This window comes from Murinocardiopsis flavida, from assembly GCF_003014485.1.
GTDB lineage: Bacteria > Actinomycetota > Actinomycetes > Streptosporangiales > Streptosporangiaceae > Murinocardiopsis > Murinocardiopsis flavida.
The window spans coordinates 387,849-412,293 of record NZ_PYGA01000003.1 but is presented as its reverse complement, the minus strand read 5'-3'; the positions used below and the strand labels follow the sequence as shown (position 1 = coordinate 412,293).

The window sequence follows — 24,445 nt, the reverse complement described above, 5'->3', positions numbered from 1 at the left end:
CGCAGAGACGGAGGAAGCCCGCATGACGGATTTCAAACCCGGACTTGAAGGAGTAGTGGCGTTCGAGACCGAGATCGCCGAGCCCGACAAGGCGGGGGGTGCCCTCCGCTACCGCGGTGTCGACATCGAGCACCTTGTCGGCAAGGTGACCTTCGGCCGGGTGTGGGGCCTGCTGGTCGACAACGACTTCGACCCCGGCATGCCGTTCGCCGACCCGATCACGCAGCCGGTGCGCTCGGGCGATGTACGGGTCGACGTCCAGAGCGGCCTGGCGACCCTGGCTCCGCTGTGGGGCTTCCGGCCGCTGCTCGACATCGACGGCGCCGAGGCCCGCGACAACGTCGCCCGCGCGGCGTCGGCGGCCATCTCGCTCATCGGCCAGTCGGCGCGCGGCGACCTCCCCGAGGTGCCCCGCTCCGAGGTCGACAAGGGCGAGACCGTCGTGGAGCGGTTCATGATCCAGTTGCGGGGCGAGCCCGACCCCCGCCATGTGCAGGCCGTCGACGCCTACTGGACCTCGGCCGCCGAGCACGGCATGAACGCGTCGACGTTCACCGGCCGGGTCATCGCCTCCACCGGGGCCGACGTCGCGGCGGCCCTCTCGGGCGCCGTGGGCGCCATGTCCGGCCCGCTGCACGGCGGCGCCCCGGCCCGCGTCCTGCACATGCTGGACGAGACCGAGCGCATCGGCGACGCCCGCACCTACGTCGCGCAGGCGCTCGACAAGGGCGAGCGGCTCATGGGCTTCGGGCACCGCGTGTACCGCGCGGAGGACCCCCGCGCCCGGGTGCTGCGCCGCACCGCCAAGGAGCTCAACGCCGCCCGCTACGAGGTGGCCGCCGCGCTGGAGACCGCGGCGCTCGAAGAGCTCCAGGCCCGCAAGCCCGACCGCGTCATCGCGACCAACGTGGAGTACTGGGCCGCGGTGGTCCTCGACTTCGCCGAGGTCCCGCCGTCGCTGTTCACGTCGATGTTCACGGCCGCGCGGACCGCGGGCTGGTCGGCGCACATCCTGGAGGAGAAGCGCACGGGCCGCCTCATCCGGCCGAGCGCGAACTACACCGGCCCCGCCGCGCGGGAGATCACCGACGTCGGGGGCGCGTCCGACGCCCTCGCGCGCGGCGTCTGACGCGAGCACGGCGCAGGGACTGCGCAGCGACAGCGCAGGGACACCGAACGACCGCGGCACCGGGGCCCGCTCAGCGGCAGACCCCGGTGTCGCGCACGTCCTTGTTGCTCACCCGCCCGCACACGGCGACCGGGTGCTGCGTTCCCCCCGGGCCGGCGCGGACGAGCTGCACCATCCGGTCGCTGATCCAGTTGCCGTCGGTGCCGATCCCGCCGAACTCGATCGCGCCGCTGACACCGGCGACCTTGCTGACCTGCGAGAGCGGCGTCAGGATGCTCGTCGGGAGCGTTTTCGGCCCCGCGCCGCCGCCCGACTGCATGTCCTGGGCGTCGCCCACGGCGTTGGCGGTGATGGAGAGCGCGTCGTAGGCCATGACCGCGTGCGCCACTGACGGCTCCTCCCGCGGTCTCCCCCCGGTCCAGCCGAGACTGCCGCCGAGCCGCTTGAACTTGCGGTAGAAGCCCTTCTCCCGCTTTCCGCTGCCGAGCCCCCACGTGTCGCTCGCGGCGAGGGGCGTGTAGTACACGGGGAAGTCGGCGGCGTCGCCCAGTTCGGCCACGTGGTCGGTCACGTACTTGGCGATGTCGTCGCTGCCGATGACGGTGACCCCTTCGGCGCAGGTGTCGCGGTCCTGGAGCCGCTCGAAGAAGATGCCGAACTCGTCGGAGCGGCCCCCGTAGTAGATGACGTCCGGCGCGTCCCGGCAGATCGTGTCGATCCGGTCCTTGAGGCTCTCTGCGTCGGTGTAGCGCAGCACACCGGGCCCGTTCTCGCCGGCGGGGACCGCGGTGCGGCCGCCATTGGCGGTGAACTCGGCCATGAACGTCCGGGCGAGGTCGACGCCGTACAGCTCGCCCGGCGCGTCGGAGGCGAGTGCCGCGGCGGTCGCCCGCGCCGGCAGCGGGTGGTCCACGCCGTCGGACGCGGGGCTGCCGGACCGCGCCCAGCGGGCGGCCTGGGTGGCGATCCTGCTGTTCGCGGGCGCGATCGGGAAGAAGTACGCGCTGCGCTTGCCGTCGCCGGGGATGCGGCCGATGTCGTCGAAGGTCGGGGTGGTCCCGACCATGGGCAGGCCGGCCTCGGTGAGGACGGCGATGGCGTCGCCGGTCTCCTTGCGGCTCTGCCCGAAGCCGACGGCGGCGAGGAGGCGGGGGTTGCGGGCGGCCTCCTCGGCGACCATCCCGGCCACTTCGGCGCCGTGCCGCAGCGCGGGCCCCGCGTTCACGAGCACCAGCCTGATCCTGGCGTAGCCGTGGCGGCCGGCGGCGCTGTTGTAGTCGGCCTGCTTGACGGCGAGCCCCGCGAGTTCGCCGTGGACTCCGGCGAGCAGGTCGCTCTGCTGGTCGTCGTCGGTGACGGAGAGCGCCCCGACGTAGGCGATGTCGACGTAGGGGCCGTCGGAGCCGAGCACGTCGGCGTTCTGCTCGGCGATTCGGTCCTGGACCGATGCGAGGCGGGGGTGGAAGGTGAACGAGCCGTCGGTGAGGCCGACGCAGTCGGTGCCGATCAGGGCGACGCCCTGGTGCAGCATGCGCTGCCCGGCCCAGCACGGGCTGCTGCCCTGCCCCGCCGCGACCACGACGGAGCCCATGGCCAGTACGGCGGCCGTCGCGGCCGCGGTCCACGCGAGGAGGCGGGCCGCCTGGTAGTGGACCGTGGGCACGGCGGTCGGCTGCGGCGGTTCGGCGCGGGGGACGGTGGTGAGGCGGCCGCCGTCGAGGACGCGCGCCCCGAGGTGGCCGTGGTCGCGGCGGTCGGCGCGCCACTCCTCGAACCGCTGGGTGAGGGACCCGTCGGCCGGTGCCGGGGCCGGGTCGGCAGGCACCGCCTCGGCGGGGGCGCCGTCCTCGGCGAACTCCACGATCAGCAGCGGGTCGGGCCAGAGCTGCTCGCCGCGGATGCGTTCGATGCGCTCCACGAGCAGGCGGTGGGCGCGGGCCGCGCCGGAGTACCGTACGGCGAGCACGGGGTAGTGGGTGCGCCCGTACCTGCGGAACCATGCGCGGCGGCGGTCGGCCGCGTACAGGTCGTGCAGGAACGCGTTGACGATCAGGTCGAGGAGTTCCTCCCGGCGGCCGGTGCCGCCCCGGTCGGGCGGGCGGCCGCAGGCGCGCAGCGCGAGGGTGCTGTTGATGACGCCGAACACCACGCGGTGGTGGCGGTGCAGCGCCGGGTCGTCCTTTGTCACGCCGCTGGGCCGGGACGTGCGGGGGTCGTCGGCGAGGTAGGGCTGCGCGGCGAGCCAGCGGAACCGCGACCACGGCCGGGTCCACGCCAGGTAGGCGAGCAGGTGGTAGAGCAGCAGCAGGATGAGCAGGACCGCCGAGGCGACGGGTTCGAGCAGGCCGACCCCTGGGACGTTGGAGACGCCGGCGCCGAGGAACAGGACGGCGGCGGCGTTCACCCCGGTGCTCAGCGGGGTGAGGAGGCGCGCGTCGAACTCGGCGAACGGGGCGCGCACCAGGGCGAAGATCCGGGTCCGGTAGAACTCCAGCATGCTCCGCCGCACGCCGGTGGCGCCGTCGAGTTCGGAGACGACGCGGAGGGAGCGTTCCAGCGAGAACGGCAGCGCCCGGTAGGTCTGCGCCGGTGCGCCACCGCCGGGCGGTTCGGTGCGCTCTTCGGCGAGCGCGTCCCAGTCGACGGTCCGGCCGCCACCGCTGCCGAGGAGCGGGCGCAGCGAATCGAACCTGCTGAACACGGGCGGGCGGGGCCCGCGCGTGGTCAGCCGCCTCAGACGCGTCAGCGGTGTCGCGCCGGGCGGTGCGGGCCGCACCGCTGCGAACTGCTCGGCGACTCCGCGGAGGAGCGCGTACAGGGAGCGGGGGTCCTCGGGGTGCGCCGCCCGCGGATCGGCGTCGAGCCCGGCGAACGGCTGGTCGCCGCAGTGCGTGCGCAGCGCCGCGATGTGCCCGCTCACCTGGGCCGCGGGCGCGGTGCAGCGGACCCGGGGCAGGGGCAGCGCACCGGCGCCGAGGACGTCGTCGCGGGAGTCGGGGCGGCGGCGGGCGTCGATGGCGCGGAGCACCCCGCGGCGGCGGCGCAGGGTCGCGAGCCGGGCCCGTGTGCGCATGCGGTCGAGTGCCGGGAACCATTCCCCGGCACGGCCCTGGTCCCCGGCACCGCTCATGGCGTCCTCCGTTCTCGGTCGGCTGCGGCGGCGCCGTCGCGGCCGAAGAGGCGCATTCTGCCGCCCGCCGGGCACCGGCGGCGAACGGTCCCGCCGGGTCCGCGGGCCGGGGGCGCCTGTGAGGTGCGGAGAGCCGCCGGTGAGGGGCCGGGGAGACACAGAACACTATCTGTGCGGACATAGTGGACAGGGGGCTGCCGGGGTGCGGCGGTGTGCGGCGCTATCTGCGGCCCTCATCTGCGGGCGCGGCGGCGCCGCGAGTAGAGTGCGCTGCGTGACCGAGATCCAGATTCCCGAGAACCTCCTGCCCAGCGACGGCCGCTTCGGGTGCGGTCCGTCGAAGGTCCGCCCCGAGCAGCTCCACGCACTGGCGTCCTCCGGAGCGACGTTCCTGGGCACCTCCCACCGCCAGAAGCCGGTGAAGTCCCTGGTCGGACGGGTGCGATCCGGGTTGGCGCAGCTCCTCGCGCTCCCCGACGGCTACGAGATCGTCCTCGGCAACGGCGGCACGACCGCCTTCTGGGACATCGCGGCGTTCGGCCTGATCCGCGAGCGGTCCCAGCACCTCTCGTTCGGCGAGTTCTCCTCGAAGTTCGCCAAGGTCGCCAAGGGTGCGCCGTGGCTGGGCGAGCCCACGGTCGTCAGCGCCGAGCCGGGCACCCTCGCCGCGCCGCGCGCCGAGGCCGGGGTCGACGCCTACGCGCTGACCCACAACGAGACCTCCACGGGGGTCGCCGCGCCCATCAAGCGCGTTCCGGGCGCCGACGCCGACTCCCTCGTCCTGGTCGACGCCACCAGCGGGGCCGGCGGGCTGCCGGTCGACATCACCGAGACCGACGTCTACTACTTCGCGCCGCAGAAGTGCTTCGCCGCCGACGGCGGGCTGTGGGCGGCCGCGTTCTCCCCCGCTGCGCTGGCGCGCGTCGAGGAGGTCACCACGAGCGGGCGCTACGTCCCCGAGTTCTTCTCGCTGCCGACCGCCATCGACAACTCCCGCAAGGACCAGACCTACAACACCCCCGCCGTCGCGACGCTGGCGCTGTTCGCCGAGCAGCTCGACTGGTTGAACGGCAACGGCGGCCTCGACTGGGCGGTGCGCCGCACGGCGGAGTCGTCGTCGGTCCTCTACACCTGGGCCGAGAAGTCGCCGTACGCCACCCCGTTCGTGTCCGTCCCCGAGGAGCGCTCGCAGGTCGTCGGCACCATCGACTTCAACGACGACATCGACGCCGCCGCGGTCTCGGCGGTGCTGCGCGCCAACGGCGTCGTCGACACCGAGCCGTACCGCAAGCTGGGCCGCAACCAGCTCCGCATCGGGATGTTCCCCGCGATCGAGCCGGCCGACGTGCAGGCGCTCACCGAGTGCGTCGACCACGTGGTGTCGCGCCTGGCCTGACCTGCTCCGCGGGTCCTCCTCTGCGGGTACCCGTTCCCCGAGCGTGCACAATGGTGGCCGGTCCGGATGCCGGGCCGGCCGCCCGCACCGGGCGGCACGTCAGCCGCGTGTCCCGATCACGCCGGCCGGTACCACGGGGACGGGTCTTTCCACAGTGCGCAGGAACAAGCAGGCTCCGGCCATCACGATCATCTCGCACCGGGGCGCTCCGGGGCACCGGCCGGAGCACACCATGGGCTCCTACGAGCTGGGCGCCCGCCACGGCGGCGACTTCATCGAGGTCGACCTGGTCGCGACCAAGGACGGGCAGCTGGTCGCGCGGCACGAGCCGGAGATCGGCGCCGCGACCGACGTCGCCGACCGGCCGGAGTTCGCCGACCGCAGGACCACCAAGACCATCGACGGCAGGGAGTCCGCCGGCTTCTTCGCCGAGGACTTCACCCTCGCCGAGCTGCGCACGCTGCGCGCCGCCGAGCGGCTGCCCGACCTGCGCGCCGAGAACACCGCGCACAACGGCGAGTACGCCGTCCCCACGCTGGGTGAGATCATCGCGCTGGCGAAGAAGCTGACCGCCGACCTCGGCCGCCCGATCGGCGTGTACCCCGAGACCAAGCACCCGGCGTACCACGCGTCGATCGGCCTGGACCTGGAGCCGCTGCTGGCGGCGGAGCTGCGCGCCACCGGGCTCGCCGGGCCGGAGCCGGAGGTGCCCGTCTTCCTCCAGTCCTTCGAGGCGGCGAGCCTGCGCGCGCTCGCGGACCTCGGCGTGCCCCTCGTCCAGCTCATGCACAGCGGTGCCGCGTTCGACGCGGCGGCGACCCCCGAGGGGCTCGCGGAGATCGCGTCGTACGCGCACGCCATCGGGCCCGACAAGGTGCGGGTGATCGGCCGCGACGACAACGGCGACCTCGCCGGCCCCACGCAGCTGGTCGCCGACGCGCACGAGGCCGGGCTGCTGGTGCACCCCTACACGTTCCGCAGCGAGAACCGGTTCCTGCCGCCGGCGTTCCGCTCCGGCGGCGGCGAGCGGGCCTACGGCGCGTTCGCCGCCGAGTACGACGCGTTCTTCGCCGCCGGGGTCGACGGCGTCTTCACGGACTTCTCCCGGCACGCGTTCCTGGCCCGTGAGGTGTTCACCGAGGGGGCCGCGGAGGGAGCGGGATGACCGCCGCGCCGGCGCCGCTGCCGAGCGGCATCGCGGCCCACGTCGCGTCCTACGGCGGCACCCGGTGGCTCGACACGCTCCCCGAACTGCTGGCCGGGCTGTGCGCTCGGTGGGGGCTCGAACCCGGCCGCCCGTTCACCGGGGGGAGCTGCTCCTGGGCGGCGCCGGTGCGCACCGCCGACGGCGCGCACGCCGTGCTCAAGGTCTCCTGGCCGCACCGCGAGTCCCGCGGGGAGGCGGCCGCGCTGCGGCACTGGGCGGGCGACGGCGCGATCCGGGTGCTGGCGGAGTCCGCGGCCGACTCCGCCATGCTGCTGGAGGCCTGCGACCCGGGGACGAAACTGCGCGACCACGACTCCCCCGCCGAGGAGCGCCTGGTGCGCGCGGCGCGGCTCCTTTCCGGCCTGCACGGGCGGGAGCCGCGGGCCGGACTCGGGCTGGAGCGGATCGTCGACGTCATGGACGAGTGGGCCGAACTGGTGGTGCGGCGCATGGCCGAGTTCCGGCCGGGCTACGACCCGCACCTGGTGGCGGCGGCGGTGGAGCTGCTGCGCGGCCTGCCGCGGTCGGCGGGCCGCGAGGTCGTCGTGCACGGCGACTTCAACCCGGGCAACGTCCTCGCCGCCCGGCGCATGCCCTGGCTCGCGATCGACCCCAAGCCAATGACGGGCGACCCCGGCTACGACCCGTGCCCCCTGGTCATGCAGGTCGACCCCCCGATGCGGCACCCGGAGCCCGACAAGGTCGCCCGGCACCGGTTCGGCCTGGTCGCCGACATCATGGGCGAGCCGGCCGACCGGCTCGCTGCGTGGGCCTTCGCCCGCCTGGTGGAGTCGGCGTTCGACCTGCTCAACGTCGGTCGGGCGGCCGACGCCGAGGCGGCAATAGCAAAGGCGCGCCTCCTCGCCGACCAGGCCGGGGTCTGACCCCAATGCCGTTGAATCAACGGGTGCGAGGGCATTTTCACGGCCCCGGCGCCCTGAGGAGAAGGGGTGGGCGGCACGTCCCTGGCGTCCCGGGGTGAAGGGGGTGTGGTTGCCGTCGCGGCCTGGGCCCGCGACGGCAACCTCCGCCTCCGCCCGGGCTCACGAGCGCTCCATCGCCCACTGGATCAACTGTCGGCCGGTCGGGTCAGTGGCGGGCCAGCCAGATGATCCCGAGGATGAGGATGAGGGCCAGGCCGGCGCCGCCGGCGATCAGGATCGGGCCGCCGCCCGACGGTTCGGAGCCGCCCGCCTCGGGCCGCGCCGACGTCGTCGGCTCCGGGCGCGCGTCCTCGGGGATCGGGACCCGCCACACCGGGCTGCGCTCCCCCTCGCTGCCGACCAGCAGCTCCGTGCCGTCGGCCGTGTAGCTCATCGACTCGCCCTGGTCGAGTGTCGGCAGGTCGAACCGGGTGATGGACCGACCGGGGAGGCCCGCTCCGGCGTCGTACACCGTGGCGCCCCAGTAGGTGCGGATGGCGTACTGCGAGCCGTCGGGCGCGAACGCCGCGTCGGTGGCGTACAGCGGGGCGGATCCGATGCGCTCCAGCGTGTTCGTCCCCTCCGCCGAGAGCTTCTCCGGTGCCGCGTACAGCCCGCCGCCGATCTCCTTGCTGGCGATGTAGAGGCGGTTGTCGCGCGGGTCGATCATCATCGACTCCGCGTTGCGCGCACCGTCGGCGTACTCGAAGGTGAAGGTGGTCGCCTCGGCGCTCAGCTGCTCTGTGCCGAAGTCGGCGGGTTCGGGGACCCGGTACACCCGGATGTTCGGCCAGCCGCCGTCGAAGTTGTCGCCGATGTCGCCGACGTAGATGGCGGGCTCGCCGTCGTCGTCCTCGCCGACGGAGATGGCCTCCCAGTCGCGCAGTTCGACGCCCGGCCCGGTGAGGGTGAGCGTGGCGACCGTCCGCCCCTTCTCGTCCACGGCGAAGATGTCGGTGCCGTAGGTGCCGCTGTCGTTGTGCGTCCAGTACACGCCCTTGTGGCGGCGCGACGCCGCGAGCCCGCTGGACTCGGCGATGCGCGGGTCGGCCGGCCGGAACGCCTCTTCGGAGCCCTTGGGCAGGTCGGGGCTCCGGTCGGGGCTTTTGGGGACGCCCTCACCCTGGTCGGCCGCCGCGCCCAGCGCGGCGGGGAGCACCGCGAGGATCAGGGACAGGGTGGCTGCGGCGCTTCTGCTCATGGGCACGATCCTGCCACCCGCGCCGGGCGGCGGCGCGGACGCGCGGGCCGACAGGCGCGACCGGCGCGACGGGCGCCGCGCGGCTCCGCCGTCCCGGCCGGGTCACGACCCGGTGGCGGCGGCTTGCAACACCCGCCGACTGGGCATGCTCCGCTCATGGGATCACGATCCCCGGGGTGAAAGGGATGGTCATGCGCATCGAAGCCTGCTTGAACGGTGATCGCCGACCCGGTTCGCACCCGGCGCTGCCGGTCTCCCCCGACCAGCTCGCCGCCGACGCCCGGGCGGTGGTCGCTGCGGGGGCGGCGGCGGTGCACATCCACCCCCGCGACGCCCGCGGCAGGGAGTCCCTGGAACCGCAGGTCATCGCGCCGGTCCTGGACCGGATCCGCGCGGCCGTCCCCGACGTCCCGATCAGTGTGACCACGGCCCTGTCGGCGGAGCCGGACCCGTGGCGGCGCTTCGACCTGGTGCAGCGGTGGGGCGCCCTGCCCGACTCGGTGACGGTGAACCTGCACGAGCCGGGTTCGGTCGAGGTGGCGCGGCTGCTCATCGACCGCCGGGTGGGGGTCGAGGCGGGGGTGTGGACGGTCGAGTCGGCCCGCATCCTGCTGGCCAGCGGGTTGGTGGCCGGGTTCGCCCGGGTCCTGCTGGAGCCCATGCAGCGCACCGTGGCCGACGCCGTGGCGAACGCCGACCGCATCGAGGAGCTGCTCGACCAGTCGGCACCGGACCTGCCGCGGCTGCTGCACGGCACCGACGACACGGCCTGGCCGGTGCTCGACGCCGCGGTCGGCAGGGGGCACGACATCCGGATCGGGCTGGAGGACACCTTGCAGACCCCTGAGGGCGGCGAGGCGGCCGACAACGCGGCGCTGGTCGCCCATGCGGTGCGGCGGCTGCGCGCCGCGGCGTGAGCCGGGCCGCGGTCGGCCGTCGTCAGCAGCCGGCCGCAGTCAGCCGAAGATCGTGCCGAGGACCACGATCAGGATGATCGCCGCGAGGACCGTCGGGAGCAGCCAGCGCTGCTTGCGGTTGTTGGTGAGCATGCTCATGGTCGGGGGCCTCGCTGTTCGTCGGACGACGTGTTCAGGTTAAGTGCCAGGTGGCGACGGTCGCATACCGGGGCGCCCCGAGACGGCTGTGCACGAGTTCGACGCGGTCGGCCGTCCACTCGGCGGTGGCGAACCCGGCGAGGTCCTCGTGCAGGGCCGTGAGGTCGGTGGTCGACGTGCTGCGCGCCAGGGTCAGGTGCGGGGTGTAGGCGCGGTCCTCGACCGGGACGCCCGCGGCGCGCACCGCCGAGCGCAAGCCGTCGGCCAGCGCGTGGAGGGCCGCGGTGTCGCCGGTGACATCGGCCCACAGCACGCGGGCGCGGCCGGGGTCGGCGGGGAACGAGCCGGTGCCGCGCAGCCCGAGGCGCAGCGGGCGGTGCCGGGCCGCCTCGGCGGCGAGGCCCTCCCGCACGGCGGCGACAGCGGGGTCGGGCACCTCGCCGAGGAAGAGCAGGGTGAGGTGCCACTTGTGCGGCTGGGCCCACGTCAGGCCGGGGCGCCGGGCGCGCAGGGGCGCGGTCGCGGCGCCGATCCGGTCGCGGACCGGGTCGGGCGGGAACAGTGCTGCGAACAGTCTCACGCGCTCAGCATGGCAGCACGCGGGGCGGCGGCGCCCCGCCCCGGCCGGGGAGCCGGGACGGGCGGGACGGGCGGGCGCGGTCAGGCCGCGGCCGCCGCCGGTTCCCTGCGGTCGACGCGCAGGAACGGCCGCCGCAGCGGTGTAACCCGGAAGGCGACGCCGAGGTTGCGCGCGAGGAGCAGCGTGACCGCGCCGGTGACCAGTATGGTCACCACCCCGCCGGTGGCGAGGCTGACCTGCGGGCCGAAGGCGTCGGCGAGGAATCCGACGAGTGGGGCGCCGATGGGGGCCGCGCCCATGAAGCAGAGCATGTACATGCCCATGACCCTGCCGCGCATCTGCGGGTCGACGCTCGTCTGGAAGATGGCGTTCATGGCGGTGTTGAAGGTCAGGAACGCGATGCCCATGGGCACCAGCACCCCGACGAACGACACGTATCCGGGCATGAGCGCCGCGGTGGCCTCCAGGACGCCGAACGCGAACGCGCCGCCGAGCGCCACCCGCAGCCGGGGCCGTTCGCGGCGCGCCGCGAGCAGCGCGCCGGCGAGGGAGCCGACGGCGATCGCCGCCGCTGCGACGCCGAACGCGGCCGCGCCGGCGGTGAACACGTTGTTGGTCATCAGCGCGATCTGGTTGTTCACGTTCGCGCCGAACATCTGGAGGAACGCCGTCGCCGCGAGGAGCAGGACGAGGTCGCGGCGGCCGGCGATGTAGCGCAGCCCTTCGCGGATCTGGCCCTTCGCGCGCGGGACCGGCGCGGTGACGTGCAGTTCGCCGGGGCGCATGAGCCACAGCCCGCCGAGGACGGCGATGAATGACAGGGCGTTGACGAGGAACACCGGGCCGCTGCCGATGGCGGCGATGAGCACCCCGGCGACCGCGGGGCCGGTCACCCGGCCGAGTTGGAAGCTCGCGCTGTTCAGCGCGATGGCGTTGGGCAGGTCGCGGTGGCCGACCATCTCGACGACGAAGGTCTGCCGTGCGGGGTTGTCGACGACGGTGATCAGGCCGAGGGTGAAGGCGAACACGTAGACGTGCCACACCTGGGCGTGCCCGGACAGCACGAGCGCGCCGAGGCCGATGGCGAGGACGCCCATGAGCGCCTGGGTCGCCATCAGCAGCCGGCGCTTGCCCATGCGGTCGACGAGGGTGCCGCCCCACAGGCCGAACAGCAGCATCGGCAGGAACTGGAGGGCGGTGGTGATGCCGAGCGCCATGCCGCTGCCGCCGCTGAGCTGGAGTACCAGCCAGTCCTGGGCGATGCGCTGCATCCAGGTGCCGGTGTTGGAGACGACCTGGCCCATGGCGAAGAGCCGGTAGTTGCGCACGGTCAGGGAGCGGAACATGCCGCCGCGCGGCTTGGGCGGTGCTGCGGGCGGTGCTGCGGGCGGTTCGGGCGAATCTGCGGACGGTTCCGCGGGGGGTGCGGGCGGTTCCGCGGGGGCTTCGGCGGGGCGGGGTGCTGCTGCGGGGGCCGGGGCGGTGCGGGGGCGGGGGGCCGTGGTCCGGGCCGTCGCCGCGCCGGGCGGCGCCGCCTCCTCCGCCGAGGGCGGGTCGGCTGCGGCGCGCCCGGCTAAGACTGGCTCAGCCGCTCCAGGATCTCCGCCGCCTTCCGCAGCGTCGCCTTCTCCTCCGGAGTGAGCTCCGTCAGCCGCTGGGTCAGCCACGCCTCGCGCCGCCTGCGGTCGGTCCGCACCAGCCGGTGCCCTTCGTCCGTGAGCTCCACCAGTTGCTGGCGCTTGTCGTCCGGGTGCTTCATCCGGTGCACCAGACCGCGTTCCTCCAGCGCCGCGATGATCCTGGTCATCGACGGCGGCTGCACCTTCTCGTGCTCGGCGAGGGCGCCGGGGGTCATCTTCCCCAGGCGGGCGAGTGCGAACAGCACCGCGCCCTGTCCCAGGGACAGCGACGCGTCGGGGCGCTGTGCGCGCAGTCTCCGCGCCAGCCTGCCCACGGCCACGCGAAGCACCGCGGCCAGACCGGCGTCGGTCCTGGTCTGTCGGGTTACGTCGGGATGCTTCATTAGCATGACTCATTACTTTTGCTAACGATATCGCACGGCGCGCTATTTCACGGCAGCCACCGCGAGAAACCATGGCCTCGGTCACAGATGCGGTCACATTTGCGGTCACAACGGACCGCAGGAACGCGGAGTGCCCTGTCCGGTCCCGGACAGGGCACTGTAACGCGTCGATGGGCGGGCCGGGGCGGTCAGACGCCGAGGAGGCGCTGCACCGGTTCGAGGGCGAAGTACACGAGGAACGCCGCGGCGACCACCCACATCAGCGGGTGCACCTCGCGCGGCCGACCCTGCGCCAGGCGCACCACGGCGTAGGCGATGAAGCCGGCGCCGATGCCGTTGGCGATGTTGTAGGTGAACGGCATGACCACGATGGTCAGGAACGCGGGGATGCCGATCCCCAGGTCGGTGAAGTCGATCTTGGAGATCTGGGTCATCATCAAAAAGCCCACGACGATGAGCACCGGGGTCGCCGCCTCGAACGGCACCACCGTGACCAGCGGCGCGAACAGCATCGCGACCAGGAACATCACACCGGCCACGATCGAGGCGACCCCGGTGCGCGCGCCTTCGCCGGCGGCCGCCGCCGATTCGGCGTAGACGGTCGCCGAGGACGCCGACGCGGCGCCGCCCGCCGCGGCGGCGAGCGAGTCGACGGCGAGCACGGAGCGGGCGCCCGGCAGGTCGCCGTCCTCGTCCAAGAGGTCGGCCTGGCCGGCGACGCCCACCATCGTCCCCATCGTGTCGAAGAAGTCCGCCAGGATGAGCGTGAACACCAGCAGGATGACCGCGACGACGCCGATGTGCTCCAGGCTGCCGAACAGGTTGAACTGGCCGAGCAGGCCCAGGTCGGGTGTCCGCACGACGTCCGACACCGCACCGGGCAGCCGCGGCGCGTTCAGCGACCAGCCGGTCGGGTTGACGTCGCCGTTCGCCGCGACCATGGGGCCGACCTTGGCGAACGCCTCGACCGCGATGGCGACCAGGGTCGTGGCGACGATGCCGATCAGCAGCGCGCCGGGGACCCGCATCACCATGAGCACGATGGTCAGCACCAGGCCGAGGACGAACACCAGGATCGGCCAGCCGTTCAGGTGGCCGCTGCCGAGCTGGACGGGGACGGTGCTGCCCGCCGCGTCGGGCACGCGCTGGATGAACCCGGCGTTCACGAAGCCCACGAAGGTGAGGAACAGGCCGAGGCCGACGGCGATCGCCGTCTTCAGGCCGGGCGGGATGGCGCGGAACACGGCGCCGCGGAAACCGGTGAACACCAGCACCAGCAGGATGAGCCCTTCGAGTACCACGAGGCCCATTGCGTCGGCCCAGGTCATCTGCGGCGCGAGCGTGACGGCGACGACGACGTTCAGGCCCATGCCCGCTGCCACGCCGAACGGGTAGCGGCCGACGACGCCCATCATGATCGTCATGACGCCGGCGACGAACGCCGTGGCGGCGGCGACCATGGGGATGGCGACACCGGGGTCGGCGACGCCGCCGACCAGGTCGTCGTTCATGTCGACGGCGTTGCCGAGGATCAGCGGGTTGAGGACGACGATGTAGGCCATGGCGAAGAACATCGCCAGCCCGCCCCTGACCTCCCTGCCGAAGGTGGAGCCGCGCTGGGACACCTTGAAGTAGGTGTCGACCGCGCCGAGGGCGCCCTTCCGCCGGGCGACCTCCGTGCCTGAATTACCGGATCCTGATGCGTTCACGTGGTTTCGCCTGACATGTCCCTGGGAGCTTACGGGGGAAGCCTAACTGCACTTTTCTCCGAACCGGAGCACCGATCCGGCCGTTTGTTCGGAGAATCGCACAAGCACCGGGCTTCCGCGCGCCCTGTGATCCCGCGCTCAGCCGTGTCGCGCCGCCCGCCCGCCCGTTGCCGCGCAGTCCATCGCCTAGCCTGGGACCGTGCGCACACCCCGCCGGCCCGACCCCGAGGTCCTCGAAGCCGACTACCGCATCCCCACCGGCATCGGCACCGCCGCGTGGGCGGTGGCGCTCGTCGTCCTCATCGCCATGGGCGACCGGCTCGCCGAGGGCGACCGCTGGTGGATGTGGGTCTGCGCCACAGGCATCGGCCTCGGCGTCTTCGCGTACCGTTACATCCCCCGCCTGCTGCGCAAGCGCGCCGAAGCCGACGAACGGGCCCAGGAGCGCCAGGCGGCGAAGAACGCCGCGCGCGGCAGTACCTGACCACCAGCAGCACCCCTCCGCCGAGCACCGATAATGAGCGTGTGTCCGACTTGTATCGCCCGTTTCCCCGCCGTCTCGCCGAACGGTTGCGGCAGCTCCTGATCGACGCCGACTACACCGTCTCCGGGGTACGCGACCGGCTCGGCGGCACCGCGGCCAAGGCGCTCGCCCGCGAACAGCTCGTCCCCGCCCTGCGCGCCACCGGCGGCGACGAACGGCTCGGCGTCCTGCTCCGGCTGTGGTGGCTCCAGGAGGGCGTCGCCGAGCGGGCCGCCCGGGCGATCCTGCCGGTGGGCGAGCTCGCGGAGGCCGGGCTGCTCGCCGTGAGCGGCGGCGAGGTCCGCGCACGCGTCCACCTCGGCCCCTGGGAGCTCGACGGCGGGCGGCCCGGGTACATCGTGTCCGACCCCACGGTGCGGCCCGGGCACGGCTTCCCGTCGGCCGACCACGTGGTCGGCGCCGGGGGCGCCTCGGCGACCCTGGCGCGCCTCATCGTCGACGGCCCCTTCGAGCGCGCACTCGACATCGGCGCGGGGTGCGGCGTGCAGACCCTGCACCTGGCCGAGCGCGCCGGCTCCGTCTGCGCCACCGACCTCAACCCGCGCGCGCTGCGCATGACCGAGCTGAGCTGCGCGCTGTCCGGCCTCGACGCCGCCGTGCAGACCCGCGAGGGCTCGCTGTACGAGCCGGTCAAGGACGAGCGGTTCGACCTGATCGTGTCGAACCCGCCCTTCGTCATCACCCCCGACTCCGCGCACTACACCTACCGCGAGTCCGACCTCGCGGGCGACGCCGTGTGCGCCGAGATCGTCCGCCAGGCGCCCGGCCACCTCACCGACGGCGGCTGGTGCCAGCTCCTCGCCAACTGGCTGCACGTCGGCGGGGAGGACTGGCGCGACCGGGTCGGCGAGTGGGTCGCCGGGGCCGGCTGCTCGGGGTGGGTGGTGCAGCGCGACGTGCAGGACCCCGCCGAGTACGTCGAACTGTGGCTGCGCGACTCCTGCGAGCACGGCACCCCCGAGTACACCCACCGCTACGACGCCTGGCTCGACTACTTCGAGCGCGAGGGCATCAAGGCCATCGGCTTCGGCTGGATCTGCCTGCGCAACGACGCCGCGCAGGACGCGACGGTCCGGGTCGAGGAGCTCCGGCACGAGATCGAGCAGCCCATCGGCCCCTACCTGCCCGACGTCGTCAACGGCGCCATGACCGCGCACCGGCTCACCGACCAGGCGCTGCTGTCGGCGCGGGTGGCGCTGGCGCCGGGGGTCGTCGAGGAGCGGGTGGGGGTGCCCGGCGCGCCCGACCCCGAGCAGATCCTGCTGCGCCAGCGCGACGGCCTGCGCCGCGTCACCCAGGTGGGGACGGTGGAGGCGGCGCTGGCGAGCGTCTGCGACGGCACGATGCCGGTGGGCCCGCTGGTCGACGCGATCGCCGAACTCACCGAGCAGTCGCCCGCCGACCTGCGCGAGCGGATCCCCGCGCACCTCAGAGGCTTGATCGCCGAAGGGTTCTTCCAGGTCGCGCGCTGACTACCCGCCGACGGGGTCGAGGTCCTGCTCGGCGAGCAGTTCGGCGGCCGTCTGCGGGTCGCGCAGCACCGCGGCGAGCAGGTGCCGCCGCTGCCACTGGCCCGCCGCCCAGCACAGCCCGCGGGCCAGGCCGTCGGTCGTCGCGGCGTGCACGTGGCCGCCGGCCCAGAACCACTCCGCCGCGGCACCGTCGACGGCGAGTTCCTCGTGGTGCAGGTAGGTGAGCGCCGCGTCGGGCAGGAAGACCCGCACCTCGTCGGGCACCGAGCGCACCTCGCCGTTGGTGTCGACCCGCCCTTCGGTCTCCTCGCTGGCGAGCGCGAGGTCGAGGACGTCGGCGACGGCCTCGGCCGCCTCGGCGGGCACCAGCACCACGGGCCGGTCGGCGAGGAGCGGGAGGAGGTCGGGGCGGTCGACCACCACGGTGTCGTCGGCGTCGGCGACCACGATGGCGCCGCCGTGCACCGCGCGCACCCGGCCGGGCGGCGCCACCCGGTCGGCGTCGACGCCGCCGAACGCCGCCCAGATGCGGCGCAGCGCTGCGCGGTCGAGGTGGCGCTCCGGGTCGGCGAGCCGGTCGAGCAGGTCGTCGGGGCCGTCGGGGTCGGCGATCAGGTCGTCGAGTGAGCCGCGGACACCGAGCGCGCGGGCCAGCTCGGGGTCGAGCCCCGCGGGCGCCGGGTCGTACAGGCCGCTCAGCGCGGGGTCGGCGGTTTCGGTGCGCAGTTCGGCCGGCGCGCTCCCCGCCAGGACGGCGCCGGTGCGCAGCCACCACGCGGTGTAGGACGGGACGTCGACGGCGCCGCGCCCGTCGCCGCGCATGACCCGGGCCGGTTCGACCACGCTCCGCCGGACGCCGGGCGCCGCGAGCAGCTCCATGGCGCGGTCCCAGCGGTCCTCGCGGACGAACTCCAGGTCGCGCACCCCGACGAACTCGGTGACGACCGGTGGCAGGTCGGCGCCGCCGAGCCGGTCGAGGACCTCCTCGGCCCATTCGGCGGCGCCGTCGAGCGACGCGGCGCCCGTGTCGTCGTCGTCCTCGGCGAACCCGGCGCCCAGTGCGAGGTCCTCGGCCCGGGTGAGGGTGAAGGAGCGCAGCACCCCGACCGCTTCGAGGGTCTCGACGCCGTAGCGTTCCACCAGGTCGGCCGCCACGATGCCGAACGGCGCGTCGTCGGTGAAGACCTCGCGCAGGGGGCTGTCGGGCACCAGCAGCTCGCCCGCGAGCGAGTACCCGCCGTCGTCGTCGCGCAGCGCGAGTTCGGCGAGCCACGGCGCGTCGGCGGTGGTGGTGCCCGAGACCGACACGAGTTCGAGGACGGGCGCGGCGACGAGGTCGGGGTCGTCGGCGTCGAGCGAGTTCTGCACGGCCGCGCGGGTCAGCGGGTCGGTGAGGAGCGCGCGCTCGTTCGCCTCGACCGCGCCGAGCCGGACCAGCAGCGGGTCGGCGGCCCGCGGGTGCACGATGCGCAGCCCCAGCGGGGCGAGCGTGTCGGGGGCGGCGGAGTCGGCCGGGTCGGCGGGATCGGCGGGATCGGCGGGGTCGCCGGGATCGGCAGCAACGGTGCCGAACCCCTCGCCGACGGGCATCAGCAGCCCGCGCGGGCCGCGCACGAGCCGCCCGTCGAGCAGCGGCACGGGCAGCGCGCCGAGTTCGCCGAGGTCGGCGCCTGCCCCCGCCGACTCGCGCAGCGCGGCGTACAGCCCGGCCCACCAGTCCGGCTCCCGGTCGAGGTCGGCGATCAGGTCGGCGAGTTCGGCGAGGCCGAGCCGGCGGACGCGGACCTGCGCGAGGCCGGGGTGCCGCGGGTTCCAGTCGCCGGGGAGCACCGCGGGGATCAGGTCGGCGAGCACGCCGACGAGCGCGGGGCCGCCGTCGACGAGCAGGGCGTCGCGCGGCCGGACGGGGTCGCCGGACGCCGTGGCCAGGAACGGGGTGTCGAGCAGCGGTTCGGCGAGCGCGGCGCGGAACCGGGCGTCGAACTCCGATCCGCTCGACATGGCGGTCGGCACCAGGTCGAGGGCCGAGCGCGCCTCGACCGCGCACAGCAGCGCCCGGTAGCACTCCACCGCCTCGGTGAGCAGCAGGTCGGTGACCGGGCCCGGTGCGATGCGCCTGCGGTCGGGCGCCAGCGGGAAGGTCCCGATGAGCAGCGCGGGGAGGGCGAGCCCTTCGTCGCTGGGGGTCGGGGCGTACACGACGTGCTCGACGCCGGGCGGCAGGGGAACGAGGGCGCCGTCGTCGTCGACGGGGGCCGCCCAGGTGACCGCCCACTCCGTGCGGCCACGCTCTTCGACGGGGCGGTCGGCGAGCAGCGCGGGGTCGAACTCCCCGGAGCGGGTGGCCGTGCGCCAGCGGGTGGCGCGGTCGCCGGCGGCGCCGCGGACGGTGGTGACGATGTCGGTGTGCTCGCGCCCGGTACGGGGGTCGGACGCGGGCCGCTCGGAGCGGGCGAGGTCGCGGACGGTGCCGTCGACGTCGATCCGCACCTCGGCGAGCGCCGGCAGGGCGAGCAGCAGCGCCTCGCCCGTCGCGGCGAGGAGCTCGGCCATGCGGGCGCGGACCGCTTCATCGCGCAGGACGACGGTGACCTGGGTGTCGTAGCCGGGAGCGGGGCGCTCCTCCGCGGCGAACGGCAGCCGCAGCAGGGGGACCTGCCCGTCGCGGCGGTGGAGTTCCGCCGCGAGGTCGGGGTGCGCCCGGCCGGGCTCGACCAGCGCCTCGCGGACCAGGTCGAGCGCCTGGGCGCGGTCCCAGCGCACCGCTCCGGCGTCGGACGCGATGGTGACGTCGTCGCCGACGGCGGCGACCGCGGCGAACCCGACACCGAAGCGGCCGGTTGCGCCGGATCCTGGGTCGCGCTTGGCGGAGGCGCGCAGGGTCGCCAGCGACTCGACCCCTGCGGCGGTGAGCGGGGCACCGGTGTTGGCGGCGGTCAGCGTGCGGCCGTACAGCGCCAGCAGCAGCCGGCCGGGGACACCGGCGCGACGCGCGGCGTCGGCGGCGTTCTGGGCCAGCTCCACGACGGCGCGGTCGCGGTAGCCGCCCAGCGCGTGGTCCTCCTCGGCGTTGGCGTCCTCGCGGAAGCGCGCGGCGGAGTCGGCCCAACCGTCGAGCACCCGCCGCCGCAGTTCGGCCGTCCCGAACGGATCGGTGTGGGTGTGGGCCATGCTGACCTCCTGGATCGGTGCGAACCCAACCTACGCGACCCCGGCCCCGCAACGGATCCGGAACGCGCTGCGCCACCCCGGGCGGACACCCCACCTTCCCGGCCGGGCGGTCAGTCGATCCGGACGCCCTTCATCTCGGGCATGACCCCGATCTTCACAGAGGCCGCTTTCGCGCCCGGCTCGATGGGCAGCACCGCGTAGAAGCGCCGGGTCTGCCCCGGGCCGAGGGTGTCGGTGCCGTTGGAGATGCCGGACGTCGAGCTGCACAGGCAGTACGGCGCGGCCTTCTCGTCGTCGACGCTGCGCACCCGCACCGGGTGGGCCCGCAGGTCGCCCGGGCTGTCGAGGTACACCGCGTGGGCGGCGCCCGCCCGGAACGCGCGCCACTGGTCGGAAACGCTGTCGAGGTTGAGCAGGACCTCTTCGTCGCCCGGGTTGGTCACCTCGTAGCCGAGCAGGGCGCTGCGCTCGCTGACGGCGCGCAGGCCGGTGAGGGCGACGTCGACCCGCGGCTCCTCACCCGCCGCCGCGGCGCCGGTCACGGCGAACTCCGCCGCGGGGCGGCCCTTGCCGCGGCGGTCGCCGGGGCCGGCCGACGGGGTCGGCGAAGGCCCGTTCCACAGCGGGGTCGAGGGGGTGGGCGAGGGCGCGTCCGGCGGCTCGGGCGACGGGCTCGCGCCGGGCGATGGCGACCCCGAGGGCGGGGCCGGCGCCATCGGGTGCAGCTCCTGGTCCTTGGGGAGGCTGATGGTGATCCGGCGGTTGCGCTCGCGCCCGGGGTCGGTGCCGTTGTCGGCGATGGGGTTGCCGTTGCCGTAGCCCTTCGCCGTGAGCGCCACGCGCCCCTTGAGCCCTTCGCCGAGGGCCTTTTCCACGGACTCGGCCTGCGCCGTGGACAGCGGCCCGCTGACGCTGGCGTCGTCGCTGTCGTCGGTGTGCCCGCCGATGGCGGCCTCGGTGACGCGCTCCTCGCGCATGCGCTTGGCCATGTCCTCCAGGGTCCGGGTGCCCAGCCCGGTGAGGCGCGCGGAGTTGGGGAAGAAGAGGTCGTCGGCCGGCAGGTTGACGGCCCAGTGGTCGGCGTTGTCGAACACCATCGAGTCGCGGGTCTCGGTGACCGCCTCCAGGTCGGCGGTCTCCGGTTCGGCGTCGGGCTCGTCCTCGGGGTCGTCGAACTCGACGCCGTCGGGTGCGCCGTCGGAGATCGGCACGTCGACGAACGGCTCGGCGAGCGAGGTGACCAGGGTCACGGCCTTGACGTCTTCGGGGGGCGCGTCGAGCACCGCGTGGACGTCGATCTCCTCGCCCTCGCCGAGGTAGCGCTCCTCCTTGCCGCTCTTGCCGCTGGTGCTGCACAGGCAGCTCCGGTCGGGCCGGAAGTAGGGCTTGTGCAGGCTGCGGCCGTCGGGGTCGAGCCACGCGACACCGGAGAACCCGTTCCACGGGTAGTGGTCGATGGGCCCGGACTGGTCGGCGAGCGCCGGCCACACCCGGAACCCGCCGCCCTTCTCGTTGCGCACCTTCATCCGGGCGACCATCGTGTCGCCGTCCACCCGGTGCAGGGTGACCGACGCCTCGCCGGTGATCTGCTCGGTGTAGAGGGGGCGGGTGGTGATGGCGCCCTTGGGGTCGGGCGCAGCGGCGACGGAGGGCTGCGGTGTGGGCGACGCCTTCGCGGTGGGCTCCGGTTCCTCGTCCTCGGTCCCCGGCGGCCCCGCGGAACACCCGGAGAGCAGGACCAGCGCGAGTCCCGCCCCGATCAGCCTTCCGCCCACCCCGGGCCCCTTCCACCTGCGCGGGCCCCGGACCCGCTGAGGCGGGTCGGAGGCGCCGCGTCCGACATCGTCGAGTCACAGGGTAGGGGGCGCGCGCGAAGGGTCGGACAGCCGCTGCGGCCGTCCGCCGGCGCGGAGCCCGTGTCAGGTGTCGGAGGCGACGAGTTCGAGCTCCGTTGTGTCGTCGAACACGATGTGGTCGTAGCCCATCTCGTCGATGACCGGCGACGGGGGTTCGACGCCCGGCGCCGGAACCGCCGCCTCGGAGTGGGCGCCGCAGCCGTGGTCGAGCGAGACGACCCGGCCGTCGTCGGGGGCGAACTCGTTGGCGCACACCCCGAACATCTGCCGGAACTCGCCCGCCAGCGGGGTCATGAACCCGCACGACGCGCACTTCGCGGGCGCGGCCCCGGCGATGGGGCTCCGCGGCCCGGAAGCGCCGTTGTACCAGCGCTCGGCAGCGGACTCGCGGCCCACCTCCGACAGCACGCGGGCCCGGCCGAGGCCGAGCTCCCACACCATCTGCTTGTCGACGCCCTCTTCGGCGAGGTCGTCCTCCGGCACCTGGGCGTAGCCGGGCATGAGGCGGTCGTCGTCGTCGCCGCTGGGCAGGATGTCGCCCACGCCGAGGTCGCCGGGGCGCAGCCGCTCCTTCCACGGCAGCCACTCGGGGGCGAGCAGCGCGTCGGTGCCGGGCAGCAGGACGGACTCATTGACGGTGACGTACTTGGCGCGGGACGCGCGTGCGACCGTGACGGCGTAGTGCCACCCCGGGTACGCGGGATCGAGGCACCTGAACAGGTGGGTGACGACGCGGTCGCCTTCGATCTGGGAGCCGAGGTGTTCGCCGACCCACTCCGGCCGCCCGATTTCGGCGGCGGAGGCGCAGGCCAGTTCTTCCGCCTCGACACATGCCTTGTCTGGAGAACGACGGGTAGGGCTCACGGCTCCATTTTCGCTGATTACGAGTACCGACTTGACCACAACGCCGATCGATAGCCGACCGTTACGTCAATCGGAGTCGTGCTTGGCGCGCCCCCGACCGGGACCGGGGTCGTGGCGCGCGACTCTTGTCCGCACTGAGGCCATTTTCGAGGCCGCACCGAGGCTGCCGCCCGAGGGCGGCGCGCGGCCTTTGCGGGCCTACGCCTCCAGGTCATCGGCGACGACCCGGAGCACCTGTGCGATCTTCGCCGCCTCGCGCTGGTCGGGGTGCTTACCTCTACGATACGTCGTCGAGACGCCGTCGAGGAGCTTGATGAGGTCCTCGACGATCACGACCATCTGGTCGGGCTTCTTGCGCATGGCCTTCGCGACCGACCGCGGCGCGTCGAGCAGCCGCACCTGGAGGGCCTGCGCGCCCTTGCGGCCCTCGGCGATACCGAACTCCACCCGCTGGCCGGCGCGGAGCGAGGTGGCGTCCGCCGGCAACGCGGAGGAGTGCACGAATACCTCGCCGCCGTCGTCGCGGGTGAGGAAGCCGAAACCCTTATCGCTGTCGTACCACTTGACCTTGCCGGTGGGCACGTGTGACCTCATCGTTCTCGCCGTTGGACCAGGAGGGCGGCGGTGCCGCGGCGAACGCCCGCGGAGCCGTCTCGTCCCACATATTCCCGTGTGGGCGGTTTCAGGCTAGTGCGCGACGGGTCCGGCAGGCGAGGCTATTATCCGCCGAGTTTCGGCGACCCCGACCTCGGCTCGGACCGTTACGTGGCCCTTGGGAGGCGAGAGGCCCGGACGCGGATCTCCGGGCCTCTCTGGCGGCATCCCTGCGGTCGCCGGTTGCGGAGTTGTGGGACGGGAACCAGGCGGTCGCGGGACGCCGTCGATCTCGGCGCCGCGCAGCGCGGCCGGTGTGCCGCGTGCCGGCGCCGCGCTCCGCGGCGTCGCCGCCGCGAAACTCGAACGCACGTCCAATGATTACCCACGGAAATCGCCGTTCACGCACGTAAATACGCAGGTCAAGACGGATATTCCTGAGTGTTTACCGAGTGATGAACGAGCCGGTCCGGTGCCGTCAGGCCCCTTCCGAGCGGGCGATCCGCGCGATGCGCACCGCGAGGACGACCGCGCTGGCGGCGACGCCGATCCGGAGGCCGATCAGTCCGGTGTCGAGCAGCGACTCCAGGATCACCTGGTCGATGAACGGGGCGTTGCCCTGCCACAGCGCCATGCCGATCGCCGTCGCCGCGACCGGCACGCCCACCGCCACCCACTTGTCGTTGACCTCCCACACCGAGCTGAGCACCACTTGGACCGCCCCGATGACCCACACGAAGGCTATGGCGGTGATGAGCCCGCTGACCAGGTAGAGGGCGATCGAGAACACGTCCATGGGGTACCGCCGCGCCGCGGTGGCGAACCACAGCATCAGCATCGCGGGCGAGTTCTCGCGGAGCCCGCCGCCGCCTGCGGACCCGCCGCCGCCCGTGAAGGCGGTCTTCGCGCCGCCCGCGGGGGCGGGGTCGATGTCGGCGCGGCGCCGCAGCCGGGACCGCTTGGGGCCGCCCCGCCACGGCGGCGGGTCGCGCTCCAGCCGGACCGGCTGCGCCAGCCGCCCCAGCGACCGCTTGGGCTTCTTGCCGCTCACGGCGTGGGTGGTCCGTTCCGGGTCCGCGGCACCGGAATCGGCGGCGGCCCGCTCGGCTTCGGCCTTCTCGGCCACCTCGCGGGCGACCAGCGCGACCGGGTCGCCGAACCTGCGCAGTACCTGCCGCACCCGTGCGTCGTCGTCGCCCTTGCCCTTGGCCCGCGCGGCGTCGATCCGGTCCCGCAGATCGGCGACGTAGGCGGTGCGCCGCGTGGGCAGCAGGTACTGCTGCGCGGCGTCCGACGCCTTCGCCAAGTACTCCAGGACGAGCTGCTCCGCCCGCTCCGTCATTGCCGGCCCCCTCCGTCGTAGAAGACATGGTGCCCGAAGATCGCATTCTGGGCGTGGCCAATGGGGGTGGTATCCCACGACCACAACACCCACCCCGGCAAACGGCCTACCGGCAAGGCCACCCAACCGCACACTTCCGCCCCAGGGAGTGGGCCGCCGCCGCCCTCACCGCACACCCCCGACCCAGGGCGTGTGCCGCCGTCGCGGATGCGAAGCACCCGGCGGCACGAAACACCACGCCGTACCGTC

At 73.9% G+C, this 24,445-nt stretch carries 18 protein-coding genes; 7 read left to right on the top strand and 11 right to left on the bottom strand.

Going from position 1 to position 24,445, the window contains the following annotated elements; genetic code table 11:
- Positions 1–22 precede the first annotated feature (22 nt).
- The gene (locus CLV63_RS07050; RefSeq protein WP_106582058.1) at positions 23–1,129 is read left to right on the top strand and encodes a citrate synthase 2; all 1,107 of its coding nucleotides are present in this window, start codon (positions 23–25) and stop codon (positions 1,127–1,129) included.
- Positions 1,130–1,199: 70 nt separating this feature from the next.
- Here CLV63_RS07050 and CLV63_RS07045 read toward each other — a convergent pair whose 3' ends face one another.
- Complete coding sequence (locus CLV63_RS07045; protein WP_106582057.1) at positions 1,200–4,259, bottom strand: ABC transporter substrate-binding protein; 3,060 nt, start codon at positions 4,257–4,259, stop codon at positions 1,200–1,202.
- A 274-nt stretch (positions 4,260–4,533) separates the two neighbouring features.
- On the opposite strand from CLV63_RS07045, the gene serC reads away from it, so the two are divergent.
- From serC to CLV63_RS07030, 3 genes are all read left to right on the top strand, one after another.
- On the top strand, positions 4,534–5,655 hold the full coding sequence (serC, locus tag CLV63_RS07040) for a phosphoserine transaminase (RefSeq protein ID WP_106582056.1): 1,122 nt from the start codon (positions 4,534–4,536) through the stop codon (positions 5,653–5,655).
- Between the two features lie 154 nt (positions 5,656–5,809).
- Positions 5,810–6,820 (top strand): glycerophosphodiester phosphodiesterase family protein, encoded by a 1,011-nt coding sequence (locus tag CLV63_RS07035; protein ID WP_106582055.1) that lies wholly within the window; start codon positions 5,810–5,812, stop codon positions 6,818–6,820.
- Positions 6,817–7,746, top strand: coding sequence for an aminoglycoside phosphotransferase family protein (locus CLV63_RS07030; RefSeq protein WP_106582054.1), 930 nt, complete (start codon positions 6,817–6,819; stop codon positions 7,744–7,746). The genes CLV63_RS07035 and CLV63_RS07030 overlap by 4 nt, the downstream gene beginning before the upstream one ends.
- Positions 7,747–7,951: 205 nt before the next feature.
- Here CLV63_RS07030 and CLV63_RS07025 read toward each other — a convergent pair whose 3' ends face one another.
- The gene (locus CLV63_RS07025; protein WP_170134162.1) at positions 7,952–8,986 is read right to left on the bottom strand and encodes a hypothetical protein; all 1,035 of its coding nucleotides are present in this window, start codon (positions 8,984–8,986) and stop codon (positions 7,952–7,954) included.
- Between the two features lie 191 nt (positions 8,987–9,177).
- Here CLV63_RS07025 and CLV63_RS07020 point away from each other — a divergent pair, with 191 nt between their 5' ends.
- Positions 9,178–9,903: a 3-keto-5-aminohexanoate cleavage protein gene (locus tag CLV63_RS07020; RefSeq protein ID WP_106582118.1), complete on the top strand. Its 726-nt coding sequence runs from the start codon at positions 9,178–9,180 to the stop codon at positions 9,901–9,903.
- 172 nt (positions 9,904–10,075) lie between these two features.
- On the opposite strand, the gene thpR is transcribed toward CLV63_RS07020, so the two are convergent.
- The 4 genes from thpR to CLV63_RS07000 all read right to left on the bottom strand — a co-directional run bounded on the left by thpR (position 10,076) and on the right by CLV63_RS07000 (position 14,353).
- On the bottom strand, positions 10,076–10,621 hold the full coding sequence (gene thpR / locus CLV63_RS07015) for an RNA 2',3'-cyclic phosphodiesterase (RefSeq protein ID WP_106582053.1): 546 nt from the start codon (positions 10,619–10,621) through the stop codon (positions 10,076–10,078).
- Between the two features lie 80 nt (positions 10,622–10,701).
- A complete protein-coding gene (locus CLV63_RS07010) occupies positions 10,702–11,967 on the bottom strand; it encodes an MFS transporter (protein WP_106582052.1) in 1,266 nt (421 codons plus the stop codon).
- Positions 11,968–12,194: 227 nt separating this feature from the next.
- Positions 12,195–12,644, bottom strand: coding sequence for a MarR family winged helix-turn-helix transcriptional regulator (locus CLV63_RS07005; RefSeq protein WP_106582051.1), 450 nt, complete (start codon positions 12,642–12,644; stop codon positions 12,195–12,197).
- A 188-nt stretch (positions 12,645–12,832) separates the two neighbouring features.
- Positions 12,833–14,353: an NCS2 family permease gene (locus tag CLV63_RS07000; protein ID WP_106582050.1), complete on the bottom strand. Its 1,521-nt coding sequence runs from the start codon at positions 14,351–14,353 to the stop codon at positions 12,833–12,835.
- Between the two features lie 199 nt (positions 14,354–14,552).
- Between CLV63_RS07000 and CLV63_RS06995 the strand changes: the two genes are divergently transcribed.
- Together CLV63_RS06995 and CLV63_RS06990 are read left to right on the top strand one after the other, a co-directional pair.
- Entirely contained in the window at positions 14,553–14,837 is a 285-nt protein-coding gene (locus tag CLV63_RS06995) for a DUF2530 domain-containing protein (RefSeq protein WP_106582049.1), read from the top strand.
- A 41-nt stretch (positions 14,838–14,878) separates the two neighbouring features.
- Complete coding sequence (locus CLV63_RS06990) at positions 14,879–16,369, top strand: DUF7059 domain-containing protein (RefSeq protein WP_106582048.1); 1,491 nt, start codon at positions 14,879–14,881, stop codon at positions 16,367–16,369.
- On the opposite strand, the gene CLV63_RS06985 is transcribed toward CLV63_RS06990, so the two are convergent.
- The 5 genes from CLV63_RS06985 to CLV63_RS06965 all read right to left on the bottom strand — a co-directional run bounded on the left by CLV63_RS06985 (position 16,370) and on the right by CLV63_RS06965 (position 24,196).
- Positions 16,370–19,540: a sacsin N-terminal ATP-binding-like domain-containing protein gene (locus CLV63_RS06985; protein WP_106582047.1), complete on the bottom strand. Its 3,171-nt coding sequence runs from the start codon at positions 19,538–19,540 to the stop codon at positions 16,370–16,372. It abuts the gene before it with no gap.
- A gap of 110 nt (positions 19,541–19,650) precedes the next feature.
- A complete protein-coding gene (locus tag CLV63_RS34015; protein ID WP_211301185.1) occupies positions 19,651–21,315 on the bottom strand; it encodes an OmpA family protein in 1,665 nt (554 codons plus the stop codon).
- Between the two features lie 144 nt (positions 21,316–21,459).
- Entirely contained in the window at positions 21,460–22,260 is an 801-nt protein-coding gene (locus CLV63_RS06975) for a DUF3027 domain-containing protein (protein ID WP_106582046.1), read from the bottom strand.
- A 198-nt stretch (positions 22,261–22,458) separates the two neighbouring features.
- A complete protein-coding gene (locus tag CLV63_RS06970; RefSeq protein ID WP_106582045.1) occupies positions 22,459–22,842 on the bottom strand; it encodes a cold-shock protein in 384 nt (127 codons plus the stop codon).
- Between the two features lie 490 nt (positions 22,843–23,332).
- Complete coding sequence (locus CLV63_RS06965) at positions 23,333–24,196, bottom strand: HAAS signaling domain-containing protein (RefSeq protein WP_106582044.1); 864 nt, start codon at positions 24,194–24,196, stop codon at positions 23,333–23,335.
- Positions 24,197–24,445 lie beyond the last annotated feature (249 nt).

Excerpts from the sequence above, each read along its gene's own strand:
- CLV63_RS07050 (WP_106582058.1), top strand. The coding sequence starts at position 23 with ATGACGGATTTCAAACCCGGACTTGAAGGAGTAGTGGCGTTCGAGACC.
- CLV63_RS07045 (WP_106582057.1), bottom strand. The coding sequence starts at position 4,259 with ATGAGCGGTGCCGGGGACCAGGGCCGTGCCGGGGAATGGTTCCCGGCA.
- CLV63_RS07030 (WP_106582054.1), top strand. The coding sequence starts at position 6,817 with ATGACCGCCGCGCCGGCGCCGCTGCCGAGCGGCATCGCGGCCCACGTC.
- CLV63_RS07025 (WP_170134162.1), bottom strand. The coding sequence starts at position 8,986 with ATGAGCAGAAGCGCCGCAGCCACCCTGTCCCTGATCCTCGCGGTGCTC.
- CLV63_RS07020 (WP_106582118.1), top strand. The coding sequence starts at position 9,178 with ATGCGCATCGAAGCCTGCTTGAACGGTGATCGCCGACCCGGTTCGCAC.
- CLV63_RS07010 (WP_106582052.1), bottom strand. The coding sequence starts at position 11,967 with ATGTTCCGCTCCCTGACCGTGCGCAACTACCGGCTCTTCGCCATGGGC.
- CLV63_RS07005 (WP_106582051.1), bottom strand. The coding sequence starts at position 12,644 with ATGAAGCATCCCGACGTAACCCGACAGACCAGGACCGACGCCGGTCTG.
- CLV63_RS06985 (WP_106582047.1), bottom strand. The coding sequence starts at position 19,540 with ATGGCCCACACCCACACCGATCCGTTCGGGACGGCCGAACTGCGGCGG.
- CLV63_RS06965 (WP_106582044.1), bottom strand. The coding sequence starts at position 24,196 with ATGACGGAGCGGGCGGAGCAGCTCGTCCTGGAGTACTTGGCGAAGGCG.